Annotated in this window: 17 protein-coding genes and 1 pseudogene; 9 read left to right on the forward strand and 9 right to left on the reverse strand. The window is 37.9% G+C overall.

Features of this window, described 5'->3' with window-relative positions; translation table 11 throughout:
* Positions 1–218: 218 nt before the first annotated feature.
* Entirely contained in the window at positions 219–647 is a 429-nt protein-coding gene (locus OGI71_RS06245; protein ID WP_282254526.1) for an AraC family transcriptional regulator, read from the forward strand.
* 525 nt (positions 648–1,172) lie between these two features.
* On the opposite strand, the gene OGI71_RS06250 is transcribed toward OGI71_RS06245, so the two are convergent.
* Complete coding sequence (locus tag OGI71_RS06250; RefSeq protein WP_282254527.1) at positions 1,173–2,015, reverse strand: helix-turn-helix domain-containing protein; 843 nt, start codon at positions 2,013–2,015, stop codon at positions 1,173–1,175.
* A 228-nt stretch (positions 2,016–2,243) separates the two neighbouring features.
* Here OGI71_RS06250 and moaA point away from each other — a divergent pair, with 228 nt between their 5' ends.
* The 5 genes from moaA (at position 2,244) to OGI71_RS06275 (ending at position 6,563) form a co-directional block, all read left to right on the forward strand.
* Entirely contained in the window at positions 2,244–3,167 is a 924-nt protein-coding gene (moaA, locus tag OGI71_RS06255) for a GTP 3',8-cyclase MoaA (RefSeq protein ID WP_282254528.1), read from the forward strand.
* 63 nt (positions 3,168–3,230) lie between these two features.
* Positions 3,231–4,439: a molybdopterin molybdotransferase MoeA gene (locus OGI71_RS06260; protein WP_282254529.1), complete on the forward strand. Its 1,209-nt coding sequence runs from the start codon at positions 3,231–3,233 to the stop codon at positions 4,437–4,439.
* Positions 4,440–4,445: 6 nt separating this feature from the next.
* Positions 4,446–4,919: a cyclic pyranopterin monophosphate synthase MoaC gene (moaC, locus tag OGI71_RS06265; RefSeq protein ID WP_282254530.1), complete on the forward strand. Its 474-nt coding sequence runs from the start codon at positions 4,446–4,448 to the stop codon at positions 4,917–4,919.
* Positions 4,903–5,517 (forward strand): NTP transferase domain-containing protein, encoded by a 615-nt coding sequence (locus OGI71_RS06270; RefSeq protein ID WP_282254532.1) that lies wholly within the window; start codon positions 4,903–4,905, stop codon positions 5,515–5,517. Before moaC ends, OGI71_RS06270 begins: the two co-directional genes overlap by 17 nt.
* A gap of 2 nt (positions 5,518–5,519) precedes the next feature.
* Positions 5,520–6,563: a HesA/MoeB/ThiF family protein gene (locus OGI71_RS06275; RefSeq protein ID WP_282254533.1), complete on the forward strand. Its 1,044-nt coding sequence runs from the start codon at positions 5,520–5,522 to the stop codon at positions 6,561–6,563.
* A 33-nt stretch (positions 6,564–6,596) separates the two neighbouring features.
* On the opposite strand, the gene OGI71_RS06280 is transcribed toward OGI71_RS06275, so the two are convergent.
* The 6 genes from OGI71_RS06280 to OGI71_RS06305 form a co-directional block, all read right to left on the reverse strand.
* Positions 6,597–7,517, reverse strand: a complete 921-nt coding sequence (locus OGI71_RS06280; protein ID WP_282254534.1) for a bestrophin family ion channel — start codon at positions 7,515–7,517, stop codon at positions 6,597–6,599.
* A gap of 64 nt (positions 7,518–7,581) precedes the next feature.
* Positions 7,582–9,975, reverse strand: coding sequence for an FdhF/YdeP family oxidoreductase (locus OGI71_RS06285; RefSeq protein ID WP_282254535.1), 2,394 nt, complete (start codon positions 9,973–9,975; stop codon positions 7,582–7,584).
* A gap of 31 nt (positions 9,976–10,006) precedes the next feature.
* Entirely contained in the window at positions 10,007–10,357 is a 351-nt protein-coding gene (locus tag OGI71_RS06290; protein ID WP_282254536.1) for a hypothetical protein, read from the reverse strand.
* A 123-nt stretch (positions 10,358–10,480) separates the two neighbouring features.
* On the reverse strand, positions 10,481–11,353 hold the full coding sequence (gene fdhD, locus OGI71_RS06295) for a formate dehydrogenase accessory sulfurtransferase FdhD (protein WP_282254537.1): 873 nt from the start codon (positions 11,351–11,353) through the stop codon (positions 10,481–10,483).
* Positions 11,354–11,420: 67 nt separating this feature from the next.
* Complete coding sequence (locus tag OGI71_RS06300; RefSeq protein WP_282254538.1) at positions 11,421–11,837, reverse strand: molybdenum cofactor biosynthesis protein MoaE; 417 nt, start codon at positions 11,835–11,837, stop codon at positions 11,421–11,423.
* A gap of 4 nt (positions 11,838–11,841) precedes the next feature.
* Positions 11,842–12,084, reverse strand: a complete 243-nt coding sequence (locus tag OGI71_RS06305; protein ID WP_282254539.1) for a MoaD/ThiS family protein — start codon at positions 12,082–12,084, stop codon at positions 11,842–11,844.
* A 357-nt stretch (positions 12,085–12,441) separates the two neighbouring features.
* Here OGI71_RS06305 and OGI71_RS06310 point away from each other — a divergent pair, with 357 nt between their 5' ends.
* The 3 genes and pseudogenes from OGI71_RS06310 (at position 12,442) to OGI71_RS06320 (ending at position 15,155) form a co-directional block, all read left to right on the forward strand.
* A complete protein-coding gene (locus OGI71_RS06310; protein WP_282254541.1) occupies positions 12,442–12,939 on the forward strand; it encodes a GAF domain-containing protein in 498 nt (165 codons plus the stop codon).
* A 157-nt stretch (positions 12,940–13,096) separates the two neighbouring features.
* Positions 13,097–14,053 (forward strand): Dyp-type peroxidase, encoded by a 957-nt coding sequence (locus OGI71_RS06315; protein WP_282254542.1) that lies wholly within the window; start codon positions 13,097–13,099, stop codon positions 14,051–14,053.
* Between the two features lie 954 nt (positions 14,054–15,007).
* Positions 15,008–15,155: pseudogene (locus tag OGI71_RS06320) on the forward strand (histone H1).
* Positions 15,156–15,241: 86 nt separating this feature from the next.
* Here the strand turns inward: OGI71_RS06320 and OGI71_RS06325 are convergent.
* Complete coding sequence (locus tag OGI71_RS06325) at positions 15,242–16,099, reverse strand: AraC family transcriptional regulator (protein WP_282254543.1); 858 nt, start codon at positions 16,097–16,099, stop codon at positions 15,242–15,244.
* Between the two features lie 480 nt (positions 16,100–16,579).
* Complete coding sequence (locus OGI71_RS06330; RefSeq protein ID WP_282254544.1) at positions 16,580–18,337, reverse strand: hypothetical protein; 1,758 nt, start codon at positions 18,335–18,337, stop codon at positions 16,580–16,582.

The raw sequence follows: 18,337 nt of genomic DNA on the forward strand, positions 1-18,337 counted from the left end.
AGACAAGGAAATTTTGAATTTTCAATCCAAAATTTCTTAATAATATCTGATTTTTATAAATAATATAAAGATTTTGAAAACACTATTTTTCAGCAACTTACCTAACTTTAACAACTGATAAATGAATCTTCTAATCCTACTTCATTAATTATATAGGTTGAATTATATAGGTTGAATCGGAAGTAGATTTTTTAAATGGATTTAGTAATTATCTCCTTATGTCAAAGGCAATAGAAGATCAAAGCATAAAAAAAAATAAAATAAAGATCCTTGAGGACGAACTACATTCTGAACATATCAGAAAAGAAGCGCATCTCACGGTTGGACATTTTTTCGAGTTACTCGAAGATCATTTTGCAACTCGAAAAACAATCGAATTCTATGCCGTACAATTAGATACAACTTCCAACAAATTAAACAAGTTGATCAAAAGTTATTTTGGGTTTAGCGCAACTGAACTCATAAAAATACGCCTCCTCATAGCAATCAAGAAGGATTTAGCAACCACAGAAACTTCAATAAACATGCTAGCAAAAAAATATCTTTTCAGTAGCGCCAGTGCATTTAATCGGATATTCACCCTGTATACAGGTATGGCCCCTACAAGATTCAGAGCACTAGCCTACAATATTAACTTAATCAAATGATGCGAACATCCTAAACTTATTCAGTTAACATAACAAAGCAAAAATCCTTATTTAGAGACGATATAAATTTTAACAAAGAAACCCTATGACCATTGAAAAATACCTCCAGCATAGAGCACCAGTTCAGGCGAACGACCAGATAATATGGTCGTTCATTAATTTAGTAGAACAGTATTATATTCAGCATAAATCCATTAAATTCTATACAGACCAACTCAATATTTCTCCAAGAAAGTTAAATGATATCATTGAAAATTACTTTGGATTATCACCATCAAAAATTATACATAAGTTTCTCGAAATAGAAATAAAAAAGGAACTTACAACTACGGACAAGCCACTAAAAGAATTATGCTATAGCTTTGGCTTTAACAAGCCGAGTACTTTCACAAAATACGTAAAGAATATAACTGGTGTTACACCGAGTAGGTACAGAGCATTAAACGCTGTTCTGCCAACGACCAAGCACAAGACAAAGATACTCTTTTAGGGTATCTTTGTTCTCTTCAACCCCAAGCCCTCTAATTAACTTTTGTCCATAATAGCCCTGTACTCTTTCGGGGTCATGCCTGTCTGCGTTCTAAAAAAGAATGAAAAATGAGAAACATATTGAAAGCCCAGCTCAAAAGATATCTCCTTAATGGTATAATCGGAACTGTGCAGTAGCTTCTTAGCCTCTAAAACAACTCGTTCATAAATAAATTCTAACGGTGATAATTTATATTGTTTTCTACTTATAACCCCAAGATAGTTGGGCGTGATACATAGTTGTCCTGCGTAAAAAGATACCCGCTTTTGGGTTTTAAAGTATTTATCCACCAGGGAGTGAAACCGGAAACCGATATTATTATGGTAATTCAATCCTGCTTCTCCATTCACTTCTTCAACCCAGAGATTTATCATGAGCGCCAGCAGTCTGACTCGGGCATCGATAAGCTCCGGAAATATAATTTCGGAATCTATTTCTTTTCGTATTGCATGGAACTCAGCACTTAATTTCTGATAGGTCTCATCGTTGGGCTCTATCATTTCATGCGGGCTGCTCATGGAAAAAGTATGCTTTAACGTTGGTGAGAAAGTTTGTAGAATAGCATCATCAACGATCAATCTTCGTCCTGATACTCCTTTTGGTAAGCTCCATTGATAGATGCGGTCCGGCAGATGAATGAACAGCTGTTTTGAATTCAAACGATAGATATTATGGTTTGTTATACATTCGCCATGATCACATTTGTCTAAAATAATAATGGTAAATGAGTTTTCTGGGAAACGGTTGAGTTCATCTGAGCTGACCTCATCCTGATATATGACCTTGATTTTTCGATTATCTTTTTTTTCGGAACTTGTAGCACCTTTCTTCGCCTTCATCAATGTGATTATTATTGCAGAACACTAAATTAAAAAATACTTCCCATTATCTTTTAAAAACTCCCAATTTTTAATTTAAGGAGTATTATTCAGAATTATTAACCCAAAAGCTATCATCAATTGTGATAACACTATCATTACTCACCAATAATAGAAAGACCAATAAACTGCTAGAAAAACAATCAGTATATTTGATAGAACATAGGTTGTAGAATTAGGATAGTGTTCATGATCACAGACAAATTAGGAAGAAGAATTAATTATTTACGGCTTGCAATAGTAGACCGCTGTAACCTCCGTTGCACCTATTGTATGCCTGAGCAAGGTCTCGACTGGATCAAACAAAAAGATCTCCTGACAGATGAAGAACTGTACAGAATAAGCAAAGTTTTTACAGAACTGGGTGTAAATAAAATTAGAATCACCGGTGGTGAACCATTTGTCAGAAAAAACTGCATGGGCCTAATCGCCAACATTGCGGGATTAGAAGGTATACAGGATCTTAGTCTAACAACGAATGGTTTACTAACCTATCCCTATATTCCACAGTTAAAAGCGTTGGGAATAAAGTCAGTCAATCTTAGCCTAGATACAATGGACAAGGACAGATTCTTGGAAATCACACGTAGAAATAGTTTTGATAAAGTAATCCGTACTTTGGATGCTCTCTTGAAGCATGACATCAAAGTGAAGATCAATACAGTCGTAATGGAAGGCCGTAATATAACAGATATCATCCCATTGATACAACTGGCCGAAAAAAATCCCATCGATATACGCTTTATAGAAGAAATGCCTTTTAATGGGAGCAATAAAAAAATATCCATCAAATGGGATCATAGGCAGATACTAGATCATATCAAAGCACATTTCCCAACTATTAACAAAACTATCGATCCCAAAAGTTCAACATCGTACAATTATCAGATTCCCGGATTTCAGGGGAGCGTGGGGATTATAGCGGCATATACGCGCTCTTTCTGTGGTGACTGTAACAGGATTCGCATAACGCCTGCCGGTGTATTAAGAACCTGCCTGTATTCGGAGAGTGGCATCAATCTAAAAGACCAAATGCGCAGTGGAAAAAATGATGATGAGCTCAAAAATAGTATTCTTGACGCTATTCAAGATAAACCAATGATGGATGGGTAGCACAGGAATTAAATCAGTCCGTAACGGCCAATATGCAATCTATGGCGACAATAGGAGGATAAAATGGAAATGATTACCGTACAGCAAGCCGAAGATATCATTCTTACCCATTTACTGGATTATGGAATTGAAGTTGTTTCTTATGAAACAGCGACCGGCAGAGTTCTTGCTGAAGACATATGTGCAGATAGGGATTTACCTCCTTTTGACAGATCGACTGTAGATGGTATTGCCATACGATATAATGCATACGAAAGAGGAATCACTACCTTTAGTATTAAAGCCGTCCAGCCTGCTGGAACAGCAGCTATAACTCTTACTTCTGATAACGAATGTGTGGAAATAATGACAGGGGCTGTGATAGAAAATTCTTTAGATACAGTCATCCGCTATGAAGACATAGCAATTGTGAATGGAATGGCGACTATTCCTCAGCATATAGCTATAAAAAGAGGGCAAAATATCCATCTAAAAGGTAAAGACAAGCTAAAAGGACAAATACTCGTACAAGCAGATCATGTGATTACTCCGGCTATTGTCGGCATAGCAGCCTCTGTAGGAAAAACGACCTTATCGGTTCGCAAAACTCCAAAAGTTATTATCATTTCCACAGGTGACGAAATGGTAAGCCCAGATATCGAACCAAACTCCTATCAATTGAGGCGTTCAAATGGGATTACTATAGCATCTGCACTGAATAAATATAAAATTCAGGCAGATTTGCTCCACATTAATGATGACATTGCAGCAATAAAACGTACGCTTTCAGCCTGCTTAGAGAAATACGACGTCTTGCTCATAACCGGCGGAGTATCGATGGGCAGATTTGACTATCTACCGCAAGCTTGCAAAGATCTGGGGATTGAAAGGCTCTTCCACAAAATAAAGCAAAAGCCCGGCATGCCTTTCTGGTTCGGGAAAAGCCAAAATCAGCAACTTGTCTTTGCTTTCCCCGGAAATCCGGTATCTGCATTTATGTGCCTGAATAGATACTTTATTCCCTGGTTGAAAAAATCCCTAAAAATATCAGAGAGCTTATTTCAATATGCTATCTTACAGCAAAATATCAGCTTCCCTCCTGCTTTACAGTACTTTGCTCAAGTAAAATTAGGTATCTCAGAGCAGGGAAAATGCACTGCGGCCCCTGTGAATACAAATGGATCCGGAGATTTTTCTCACCTTGCTGATACAGACGCATTTATAGAGTTACCTTTGGAAAAGGATATCTTCAGACAAGGAGAAGTGTATAAAATATGGAAATATAATGATTAAGAAGATATGAATGATTTTTCACACCTCAATAAAAAATTACAGCCAAAAATGGTGAATGTATCTGCCAAGCAGATTACCCACCGAAAAGCTGTAGCAAAAGCTACTGTAATATTGCCCGTTGAAATTTTAAAGAAACTGGCATCGGAGGACTTTAAGACGGGGAAAGGATCCGTTTTCCAAACGGCAATTGTAGCAGGTATTATGGCCGCAAAAAATACAGGTAACCTCATCCCGCTCTGCCATCCGATCGGTCTTGAAAATTGTCAGATAGATATTGACCTCAACGATAATAATGAAATCGAAATTTACTGCACTGCCCAGGTGGAGGCGAAAACCGGAATAGAAATGGAGGCATTAACAGGAGCATCTATTGCTGCGCTAACAATTTATGATATGTGTAAGGCATTAAGCCATAATATCACCATTAAGGAAATTAGATTAATCGAAAAATCTGGTGGAAAAAATGATTTCAAAAGATAACTCAAAACTACCAAAGCTCAATGGGCTAGTACTTGCTGGAGGAAAAAGTACCCGGATGGGGCGCCCAAAGGATCTCTTAAAATGGTATGGAAAAGAGCAGCGCTACTATGCGGCTGATCTTTTAACTACTTACTGCGATGAAGTCTTTATCTCATGCAGACAGGAGCAATTAAACAATTTGGATATTGGCTATCACCCACTCCCCGATACTTTCCTCAACCTCGGCCCCCTTGGCGGTATTCTATCAGCACTTCGTTTCAATAGAAATTCCGCATGGCTGATTGTAGCCTGTGACCTCCCTCTGCTCGATACAAAAACATTGGAAATTTTAATCAACTGCCGCGATCCTGAAAAAATTGCAACAACCTATAGAAGTCCTTACGATGGTCTTCCTGAACCATTAATTACTATTTGGGAACCAAAAAGTTACCCCATTTTACTTAATTTTTTAGGTGATGACGTGACTTGCCCCCGAAAGGTATTGATCAATAGTGACATCCTGATTCTGGATCCACATGATCCAGATGTTTTAATGAATGTGAATACACCAGAAGAGGCAAAGAAAGCAAGCCAGATTCTACGCATAAAAAAATACTAGTTATGGAAGATCAATTCGAACGTTACCAATGTCAGATCGCATTACCGGACTTCGGTGTTCCGTCTCAGAAACTCCTGAACAAGGCCAAAGTTCTTCTCGTAGGAATGGGGGGGCTTGGCTGCCCTACTGCACAGTATCTTGCCGCCGCAGGAATAGGAACAATAGGTATTGCCGACGATGATACAGTCTCGTTGAGCAACCTCCACCGTCAGATTTTATATGCTCCCCAAGATCTGGGATTGTATAAAGTTGATGTAGCAACACAAAAATTAAAACAACAGAACCCTACCATTGATTTAATTCCATATCGAATGCGGGTCTCTGCATCCAATGTAATGGAGCTGATAGCAGAATTTGATCTGATCATTGAAGGAACGGATAATTTCGATACAAAATATCTGTTAAATGACGCTTGTGTGATCGCGGGCAAACCGCTGATCTATGGTGCGATCCATCAATATGAGGGACAGGTAAGTATATGGAATGTATTGCAAAATGATGGTACATATTCAAGCAATTACCGTGATGTTTTTCCAGAGGTGGAACCCTCACAAATACCCAATTGCAGTGAAGGTGGAGTAATCCCACCATTAGCGGGAATCGTAGGCTGTATGCAGGCCAATGAAGCAATTAAATACCTAACCGGATCTGCTGATATGCTGGTAAATAAATTATGGACAATAAATGTGGTTAGTGGTAGAACCCAAACAATTAAACTGCGCAAAACAATGCATGCAACCATCACTTCCCTCCCCCAGACAATACCGCTGATGACTTTAGAACAATTAAAACAAACTGTACATAACCTTGAAATAATTGATGTTCGCTCAGCCGAGGAACACAAAAAATTTAATATCGGTGGAAAGAATATCCCTTTGAATCAACTTCATGATCTGCTCCCTGTTCTCGGTAAATCAGCACTTCCCATTGTCATCTATTGCCTGTCGGGTCAACGTAGTATGGAAGCAGCAAAGAAAATCAAAGAAGCATTCCCTTCAAAAGAGATTTATTCATTGAAGGGCGGTATTAGTCACATCCATCATTAAATGTTATCTATTCTTATCATCCTTTTATCGGGATCAATCTATGATATTATGAATTGTCTTTTGGCCAAAATTAGTCTTCTCGCCCACCATTTCGTAAATAGTCTCATCAATCATATGACTCATGCTATTTAATGCTAAATCATTGGCTTCTGTCCCGAACGGCTCTTCAATCTCATCGGCAATTGCTTCAAATGCAACAAAGGTATAAGCAACAAAAACAACGATAAGGGGCATAAACCAGCCTAAAGTATCAACCAACCCAAAAGGTAGAAGTGAACAATAAATATATACTGTCCGATGTAATAGGACACGGTAACTGTATGGAATTGGTGTTGAAACAATCCTTTCACAGCCCCCAACCACGTCCGCAAGCTTATCTAGATTTTCATCAAATCTCGCCTGCTGAATGGAGTCTATCCTACCCATATCTTTCTCACGTTGCAACCATTCACCCATCATTCGCATCAAAATAACAGGTTTATACTTTGATTCAATAATAATTTTCAGGGTAGCAGCATCCAGCCGTTGCCTAAGATCATCATAAGGATCACTTCCTCTTAACTGATGTTTGAGTGCAAATATAAAAGCACTCAACAATTGAATAAACTCGTGTAACGTCCCAGGTTCATTCGCAGAACTGTTCCTTAATGTAAGTGCCTGCCGGATTAACGATCTTGAAATATTCAATAAACTGCCCCATAGTTTACGTCCTTCCCAAAATCTATCATAACTGGCATTATTGCGAAAGCCCAAAAATAACGCCAGTACAAAACCGAACAACGTAAGTGGTGCTGGATTAAGAGGTACTTTAAAAGAGAAGATCATGCCATGAAGATAAGCGACTCCAACAGACAATATGAAAAGTAAGATCAAGCGGGGCAATAATGCTGGTAGCACAGAACCATGCCAAACAAAAAGCATTTTAAACCAATTTTCCTTTTTCCGTATAATCATAACTCTCGTCTATCCTCAATATAATATATACTATTTTTTATTCGTTATTACATCTCGCTAATCACTAAGGGCGTTGTATTGCGCCCTGATAAAGCATCTTATCCACCTTTTTGTAAACCTCAGGATCGTGTTTTTTAATTTTTATTTTAACATACTTTGAGGCTGGCATATTACTTTCCTTTACAACATTGTTAACTGAAACCAGCACATTCGTCTCCGGAAAATAAGTGACCGTGTTCTTTTCGGGAATCTGATAGGAGACAATAATAAATAGCGGAGCCACACGTTCGATACCATCATCATAATTAAACAGGTCCACACGTTCACCGGCCTTAAATCCTCCCTTATCGATATCCGCCTGATTCATAAAAATTACCCTGCGCTCATTTTTAATCCCACGATAACGATCGTCCAATCCATAAATTGTAGTATTGAACTGATCATGGGTACGTGTAGTGGCCATCATATATTCATCCATTGCAAGCGTATTGTCAGGTATATCGGTCAGTGTAAAGGGTGCACGGCCACCAAGATCTTTGGCAAAATATTGCTTATCACGTGCCGCATTCGGAAGATAAAAACCACCTTTCTGGCGTACTCGGACATTATAATCCTCAAAACCCGGAATACATTGCTCAATATCATCCCGAACTGCATCGTAACTATCATGATAACGTTGCCAGTCCACTACCGCCCGCTCGCCTAATGTAGCCATAGCCATCCGGCAGACAATCTGGGTCTCATTGATCAGATTCCTAGAAACTGGATCCAGCATACCCTTGGAGTCCTGAACAACACCCATTGAATTCTCAGTGCTGACAATCTGTACCTCTCCATTTACAATATCTTTATCACTTCGACCATATGTAGGTAAAATCAATGCCTCTTTGCCATGGACGAGATGCCCACGATTTAATTTGGTAGAGACTGATACCAATAGATTAAGTTTGCGTAAGGCATGTGCAGTATAGGTCGTATCTGGTGTTGCTGACAGAAAATTACCACCCATACAGAACATCACCTTGACTTTTTCTTCGTGAATGGCCTTGATGGCCCGAACAACATCATAACCATGTTTTCGCGGCATCTTAAATCCATAGAAGTTTTCAAGGCGATCCAATTGCTCATCCGTAGGTTTCTCATCAATCATCATTGTCCTATTTCCCTGAACATTACTATGTCCACGGACCGGACAGACTCCTGCGCCCGGGATTCCTATGCTCCCCTTTAGTAAAAGTATATTTAGAATCTCACGGATCATGTCCACGCCATTGGGCTGCTGTGTCAGTCCCATTCCCCAACAGAAAATAATACGCTTTTTAAAAGCTAAGGTGGCAGCGGCCTCATACAATGCCTCCTTGGATACACCTGAAAGCGAAGCCAGCTCAGCCAGATTATAGTTATCAAACTGCTTTAGAAAATCTTCATATCCTACCGTTTTTTCCTGAATGAATGGTGCATCGAATACTGTACCTGAGCTTTTCTTCTCAAACTCGATCAATAGAAGTTCCAGGGCTTTCAATAATGCCATATCACCATTGATCTTTACCGGTAGATAGAGATCCGCCAGCTGTGTTCCCCCATGTAGAATCGCACCGACACTCTGCGGATTAATAAAACCCATTAGTCCAGCTTCTGGCAGAGGATTGATCGCAATGATCTTTGCCCCGTTTTGCCTTCCTTTTGCCAAGGCGCTCATCATACGCGGTGCATTGGTCCCCGGATTCTGCCCAATAATGACGATAACCTCTGCATTGTAAAAATCTTCCAACGTTACCGTCCCCTTGCCGATACCTATCGTAGGACGCAAGGCTGAACCCGAGGTCTCGTGACACATATTTGAACAGTCAGGCATATTATTGGTTCCAAACTCTTTAGCGAATAACTGATACACAAATGACGCTTCATTACTCGTTCTTCCGGAAGTATAAAACGCAGCTTCATCCGGCGATTCAAGCGCATTGAGATGCTCAGCTATTTTCTTAAAAGCATTATCCCAACTTATTGGCTGGTAATGGGTCGCTCCCTGAGGCAAATACATCGGGTCGGTAAGCCTTCCCATCTTACCAATCTGATAATCGTCAAGTTTAGCGAGATCAAACACACTATTTTGTTTGAAAAACTCTGGTGTAACCCGCTTACTAGTCGCTTCCTCCGCAAGCGCCTTAGCTCCATTTTCACAGTATTCTCCTAGTACGGAACGTTCATCATCAGGATCAGGCCACGCACAACTTGGACAGTCAAAACCTCCTTTTTGGTTCATTTTGAACAACGCCCGCATCCCTCGGATAGCTGCCTTCTCCTCAAATAAATCACTGAAAGCCGCCATTACTGCCGGAATACCTGCAGCAGATTTTTCAACATGTGTGAGCTTTAGATCAAGTAATCTATAGGGATTCTCCGCGTTAGGTTCCTTTTTCAATTCTTTCTCTACTCCTTTTTTATCAAATTCTTCCATAACCTACGATATTTATTTGATATTTAAATGATTAGCAATTAAGATTTGGATTTGGATAATTATCACTTTGATCCTCAACCGTGTTATCAATACATACAAAATCCTTTTCGATCAAAAGTTTCACTTCTCCAGCCTGCCCATTAAAACCCACTATTTCCGTTGTTGCCAGCTCTTCGACCATATGTTTGGGAACTCCTAGCACAACGCTATCCTCGACAAAACTTGCAGTTAGCTCCCGACCATCTATTTGTTCTATCTTGTAAATAAATGGTCTTCCGATAAATGATGTAACACTCGATACAACACCATTTTTGCCTAACTCAGCTACTTCAGACTGTGTCAGGCGATATCTTACCGAATTATCTTTAATTCTTATTTTCATTTTTACTTTTTTTAAAGCACATTTACAATGCCGCATTTTCTATCACCGATAAACACACATACTCAATTTTTATAACCTAATAAAAATTATCCCTGGCAATGAATGTAAACTGCACTGAACTTATCATTCTTTCTCGATTTTAAGATTGTTTCCCTTATGATAAATATTAAACCGATGATCACGGAGAAATCCTAGCAAAGTAATATCAAATTCTTTGGCTAAATCTATTGCCAGACTCGAGGGTGCACCTATTGCTGCCACAATAGAAATACCAGCCATAGCTGCTTTCTGAATAAGCTCAAAACTTGCTCTACCACTTAATAGAAGAATACTATTCTCCAACGGCAGTTTGTTGGTAAGCAAAGCATGACCAATGAGTTTATCCAAGGCATTGTGTCTGCCAACATCTTCCCGAAGGGCAAGCAGATTTCCATCCAAATCAAAAATACCGGAAGCATGAATTCCACCGGTAGCACTGAAATTATTCTGAAAAGTCTGCAACTTCTCTGATAATTGATAGAGAACATGAACGGATATCCCCCGTTCTTCCCGCATCTGCAGATCAAATATGCTCACAGTCCGTATTGATTCAATAGACCCTTTTCCGCAAACTCCACAGCTGGAAGTCGTATAAAAGTTTCTATCCGCTTTCATCAGTTGAGGTATAAAATTTTCCATCAGCTCAACCGTCACAATATTTTCACTATTTCTAGAACATAATACCTCCGAATGACCGATAGCCTTGATCTGATGATTACTCGAGATAATACCCTCAGTAAAAAGAAAACCTGCGGCTAGTTCACTATCATTACCCGGGGTACGCATCGTAACAGACACATTCTTAAGCACCATCTCTCCTCCCAGATCATATAATAATCTAATTTCAAGCGGTTCTTCAATGGCAATATCATCCAAATAAGAAAAACTACTCAGGCCCTTCATTTTAACAATCTCGATCTTCCTGACCGATTTATTTTCCTGTAAATCCGCTTTCATTTCACAATAACGCTAGTTAACTAAAAATAAACCCTCATATTAAATATACGAAATTATGCATCCATAATTAGGGATGCGCGGCAACCCATTCAGCACCATTTTCAAAGATCTCCTTCTTCCAGATGGGAACACGTTGTTTAGTGGTATCAATAATATATCGACATGCATCAAAAACTTTATCGCGGTGACCTGCATTAACCACAATAATCACGGCAACGTCAGTCGGATACAAAATTCCTATACGATGATGAACGACTACATTCCTTACAGAAAACTGCGCGATAGCAGCTTCCGCTATTTTTCTTATTTCGTTAATCGCCATCGGTTTATAACATTCAAATTCTAAACGCAGAACACGTTCCCCGTTTGTCATATCCCGAACATTGCCAATAAAAATAGCATTTCCTCCGCTTCTCGGATCCTCTGTAAGAGCTAGACAATCCGTTATATCCAATTTATCCGCTGTAATTCTAATATCAATCATATCGCTATCCTCCACTTACTGGTGGTATCAAAGCAATCTCATCGCTGCTTTCAATGATGCGATCGCCTTCGGCATACTCCTCATTGACGGCAATAAAAAAAGATTTTAATTGCTTTAATTGAGGAAAATCTGTTTCCAATATATGACTCAATTGTCCAACAGAAATTCCTTCCATTACGACAATTTCTTTTTCTGCTGCGCCCAAAATATCTTTTGTAATTCCAAAAGCTAATATGTTAAGTTTCATGTGCATCTATTTGTACATAAATTTACCAATTCAAAATGTCCCAAATCTTGCTGGATAATTTATTTACAATATTAGTCATTTTAAATAGTCAACCTGACGTGCCAATTTAAAAGACTGTATAATGATTCGTGAAAAAAATAACACATATTGTGTATCTAAAAAGCAAAACGAAAAACTACAGCTAAATTTGGAAAACACCGCAACGGTCATATAATTTCTTTCATATTTGGCTAACAGAGACTGAATTTATTTACATGTTTTACATAGAGAAGCTGCCTATGAGATATATAGATATAAAATATATAAATAAGAGGAATGTTCGGCTATACCCGGAGTTAGGAAACTAAATAAAAACGAATGGATAAAAACCACAAATGGAGTGAACAGCCGGATGCTTCACCCCTTTTCTCCAAATATATGAATACCTGTAAAAAGATACTGGAGAAGCTATGTCTACACACACATATGGAAACATTGATCATTCATAGAAAAATAAATGAAAAGCTATCCTTCTGGTATCGATACGATGCATTAGTTCATAAACTTACAATCGGATCAGACGAGGATTATAATATCTGCAATAATATCCAATATGAACGTGATCCAATTGTCATTGAAGATGCAGAATCCTGCGAAAATTTAGGCTGGAAGAATTTGCTGCTTCACAATAATATAAGGAGCTATATTTCATATCCTTTCACAGACAAAGATGGTGGCGAGCTTGGATATTTATTTTTTATAAATACGAACCCAATGTTCAGGGATAAATCTATCTCAAGTGATATGCTGAATTTTTGCTGTGATCTAATTGCGATCAATTTTACCTCAATATGGGATATACCAGACAGTATATAAAATATAAATGCATATTTTAACTATACACCTAATCAATAGCATATTATTAAAAACCTTAATAGAAAAATCAATACAATAATCTGTAAAAGAGGTCGAATTAGCATTGGATTCATTCCTTTAAAAAAATGAATATTTACAATTGATAACAATAAAAATTATGGCAACAAAAAATCCCTCATATACACATATGAGATCTCAGAATGTCACTGATTATCCAAATAACAATACCTTTTTTCTTGTTTGGAACTTTAAAGAAAACATCACTCCATCAAAAATACAAGCTGTTTTCCAACGTGTTTGTGCTTTGGTGATCAATTTAAACAATTCAGCATTGGACCGCTTTCCAAATTCAAGAGCAAGTTGCGTGATGGGGATCGGATACGAGGCCTGGATAAAATTGGAGCTCCCAAAACCATTACCAAAAGAATTAAAAAAATTTGAAGAGATCAGAGGAATAAAACATACCGCGGTAAGTACACCTGGTGATCTCCATTTTCATATCCGTGCAGATGAAAAAAGTTACGCCTATGATGTGGCCAATATAATTTCCGATCTTATGAAAGATATTGCGCAATGTCATGTCGAGGTTCAGGGTTTCAGATATTGGGATAGCCGCTCGATTTTAGGCTTTGTCGACGGAACTGAAAATCCTCACGGCCAGGACCGAGAATATTTTGCGCTCATTGATGAAGTAGATCCTTCATATCGAGGGGGCAGCTACTTATTCGTTCAGAAATATATCCATAATCTCGATGCTTGGAAAGAACTTTCCATAAAGGAGCAAGAAAACGTCATCGGAAGATCCAAAGAACAGGATATTGAGATGGATGACCAGACAAAACCCGCTAATTCGCATAGTGCACTCGCAAACATCGGTGACGATTTAAAAATAGTACGGGACAATATGCCCTTTGGAAGTGTTACCTCGAATGAAATGGGAACTTACTTTATCTGCTATGCCAGCACTTTCACAACTGTAGAAAAAATGCTTACCAATATGTTTGTCGGTAATCCACCTGGAAATTATGACCGTATACTGGATTTTAGTACCACTGTAACCGGAACGCTCTTTTTCGCCCCTTCAATCGACATGCTCGATAGTTTCTCTGCATAAAAAAATGCATTGCTCTTATTCCTAAAAGATGTCGAAAGCATAAATAGTCAAGAAGAAACAATAGCCTAAACTTATTTCTTCTTGACTGTTTAGATCAGCTTCCTTAATGACCACAGTCCTTAGTAAAATTAACCCCACAACCCCTATTCTGCACATTGATATTTAAAAATATGCTATACTGGCTCTAAATATCGGATTTAAGTAATAAAAATCATGATTAACAAAACATAAAGTATTAACAATCAAGATATCTATATTATAATTTTATACCATAAACAACATTCAAAAAATCTGTTAGGATCAATGTTAAAAGATTATAAATGAGAAATTGGCATATATTCCTCCAAATATTTCTGTGGAATATGTGAAATGCACAAGGGGTAGCTATAGGTTCAACCATAATCTCCTCTAAACCTAGTTCTGGAGATGTGAAACCAATTCTCTTTATCATAATTCAATTGATTGCCACGGAGCTGTTGAATAGAAATTTAACTATTTAAGATTAGAAATTTTAACAACTTTAAAATTTGGACAGATGACAACAGCACTATTAATCAAATTATTTATGATATGGATTCCATTCTATGTTGTGGTTATATATCTATTTTTTCCGATTAGAAAAGGACATACCCGAACTTCTACTCACTCCAAAAAGAAAATTAGTGCAGTGATATCCCAAAAGGAACTCGAGCAGAAATATATCAGGCACTGAGCTTTCGTTTAGTGTGCCGACTGTCCAATCAAGCTACTAACATCGTTCTTTTTTTATATATGTTTTTTGGTTAACCTGTACGCTTTTTGAAATATAGAAGCGTATGGGTTTATTTGGTTAGTTATCGTCCCAAAAAGCTATTTAATAGGCAAAAGAATCTTATTTCTATCAATCCCAAGCTAAGAAATGCATTCACTTAAAATTAATATCAAAATGGAAAATTCAAATAACTCAAAGATCTAATTAAAGATGCAGAAACTGAAGCCTTAGCCTTCTATGAAAAAGGGAATAAATCCGCAACAACTAGGCTAAGGCAACGCTCTTCAGCAAACCAAAACAATTGCCCAGGAAATCCGAAACGATGTAACTGCCATTAAAAATTCTAAATAAATCGATTTTTATAAGATAAACCCCGTTTATCAAAATAGCAAATGGGGTTTATCTTGAGTATGGTCACTTACGAATTCTACTAATCTTTACTGGTAGCTAGAAGTCGATTCATATAATTCCTCTCTAAGCATCTTTGGAGACATGCCACTATTGATCTTCATGAAAGTTGAAAATGCACCCAAGGTTGGAAAGCCAAGTGTATAACTTATCTCCTTTATACTCAAAGCTGAGCCTAATAATAGACGCTGTCCTTCTAACGACACTCTTTTTGTAATTAAATCTTTCGGCGTTTTATTGAGCTTCCTTCTCACTAAAACAGAAAGATAATCTGGCGCAATACCTAATGACTTCGCATAAAATGCGACCGTTTTCTCCTCCCGGAAATGGATTTCCAATAACTTCAAAAATTTCGATACAATCCACGATGCGCGATCTCCCGAATGAATATCGTTGTCCAGTTCATTCTCAATAAGATCACCGATCAAGGTTAAAACCAGCTGCACGCGTAAACTAACAATATGGTGAGTTACTTTTCCTATATCCTGACCAATCATTGTCAATTCAAAAAAGACTTTCTCTGCGATATCCTTAGGCATATCTATAACAGGACAATTATTAAGGTACAAAGTGGTAAAGACCGATTTAATTAATCGCGTTTCCACGAAATTTTTGGAAAGAATTAGCTTATGCCCTTTGCTTTCTGCCTCTGTTTTCCACGAATGGATCTGACCGGGGAATGATATGTGTACTTGGTTGTCTTTATCTTCGTATTCCACTAAATCTATTGAATGCCATCCGCGACATTCTTCAAAAAAAAGAAACACATAAGAATCCGGTGCCCAAAAATTGGAGTTTTCACTTGCTCCCAAAAGCGGGAGATATGTAATATCATCCTTAACACTGGATTCCCAATCAAGATCTTTCGTTATTTGTTTATCTTTCATTAATTACTTGATAACTTGATATAAATACTGTTTAGTTAAACATTGCACCATTATATTTATAATATGTGACTTCAAAATAGATTTCTCCAAATGATGGTAAAATCTGCCGGATAGTTTTTGAAGGATGGGAATTAATCTTTGAATATGCGCAACGTCAAGTAAAAAAATATAGTTTAGGAGCTTTTTCATATAAGTATTTGTAAGTATGCAAGACAAAGCTATCAATATATAATATTGATAGTTAATCTTTTATGTTATATATATTGTGTTTTCTATTATATATTTCACAAATTAGATGGGTTAATTCCCTACCAATTTCAGCTCCACGAGCCTAACGGACACAAAAAAATTATAATTCTTGCTAATAGCAATAAAATTAAAAGTCCAGTAGGAATTTTGGGTTCCATTGAACATGAAAAATCCCCTACACCATGATCAGAATATGGAAATAGGGGATTAGCTGTTAAAAGTTACAAAGATTTAGTTATTGACAACATTCCGTACACAGCGGATCGTAACTCCTCTGTTATATGCAACCTCCTGTACCGAAGTGTTTCCAAAGGATCCATTGTTTATTTCAGCATAGAGTGACGAGCTTGTATTATTGCTTGTATATCTATTACTTCTATACAATAAGATACCCGTGCCTGAAGCACTTCCCGAAGGTTGTTGTTGCACATTTCCATTAGCGTCACGAATACCATAATAGGAAAGTACCAACTGATTATCAGGGTATGCCGAGTTTGCCGGTTGTGACGTTTGCCATGTCATGCTGTGTCTATATCCATCAGACACCCGTGTAGTAGATGTCGAGCGATTTCCATTCTGCGATAATTCTGTGATCTCGTGTGGACTATTTAGCTCCTGTGGCAATCTCCAAGTTCCTTCTGGATAAACACGTCTACACTCATCAACAGTCTGATAATCTGTCCCTTTAGGTGTAGCAGTTCCGAAATTCCAGAATTCAGTATTGACATTAGCATATGCATACTGGTTATTTGGTCTGAAACGATAAGCATCTGATTTACCTTGAGTATAACTAGAACCATAAAGCTTATTTGCATCATAGATCAAGTTTGTCCTAGCCCACAAAAGACCTTTCACATTTACACCCGACTCAATCAATCTTACATTGGTTTTCGATAATGTACCTTTTGTCAATGATAAAGAAGAACTGTGGCTGATCGGCACAATTGTATTTGACGAGAAGTTTCTTGAAGTATTGTCATCAAGCGTGATGCTCAATGCATTTAATTTTACCTTCAGGTTATTCGCCGCAACAGTAGTAGATGTATTTGCTGTATAAAAACGGGCAACCTTTTCAGCATCTCCCCAGCGGCTATCAACAACAGTCATCTCTGAACCTTTAACGGGATCAGCATCCTTGAAGTTAGAAAAACTAGCATCATAAATATTAAAGTCACCAGTCTGGATAATATTGGTAAAAGTAGAACCCGAACCTGACCCAACAGAAAATGTAGAATTGCCTGTTATTTTGCCAAAAATACCTCGGGTGTTAACAGTAACATCAATAGCGGACATCTGTCTTAAGAAAAGAATATCCAAATAGTTTTGATCCTCCTGTGTTGTGATTTCACCGGAAGCAAACATAAAATCTTTGTTTGCTAAATCCGTACTGGAAATCTTGCCCGAAGCATCAATATCGGGAGCCGTGTTCGTATCATTGATCGAAATCGCGTACCATTTATATTTTTGGTTTGCAGCAACTTCCAGCTCTGGATCTTGTCCAGGAGTTAAAACACCATTGTATATAGGCGTTGAACTTCCATCCTTAATAAAGATCAAACGGAATTTTTTGTTTCCATTCATGGCGACATCTGCCGCACGCTTTGTTGGTGCACTTTTTGTCGATGCCTTCGATTGACCAGCTGAACCATCCTGACTGACTGCATTTGTCTGCATATCAACCATATAATCAAATTCATGAGACGATTGAATAGGAAGTTGAGCCTCGACTTTAGCATTCAATGCCGTTGATATTTGACTATTCCCAGCTGCCCTTGCACTAGCCAACAACTTATCAGAAACTCCCCCCTCTCCTGCAGAATTTACAGTGATCGTATTTTCACCATCTAAAAAATGTACAGCTCTGATAGCTATCTTGTGCTCTCCAGATGGAACATTAATATTATCTTTTTGCGATGAACATGACAGTGCTACCAAAGAGACCATGCCCAACATAATTGAACGATTCAATTTATTGTGATATTTTATCAT

It is taken from the genome of Sphingobacterium sp. ML3W (genome assembly GCF_029542085.1).
GTDB lineage: Bacteria > Bacteroidota > Bacteroidia > Sphingobacteriales > Sphingobacteriaceae > Sphingobacterium.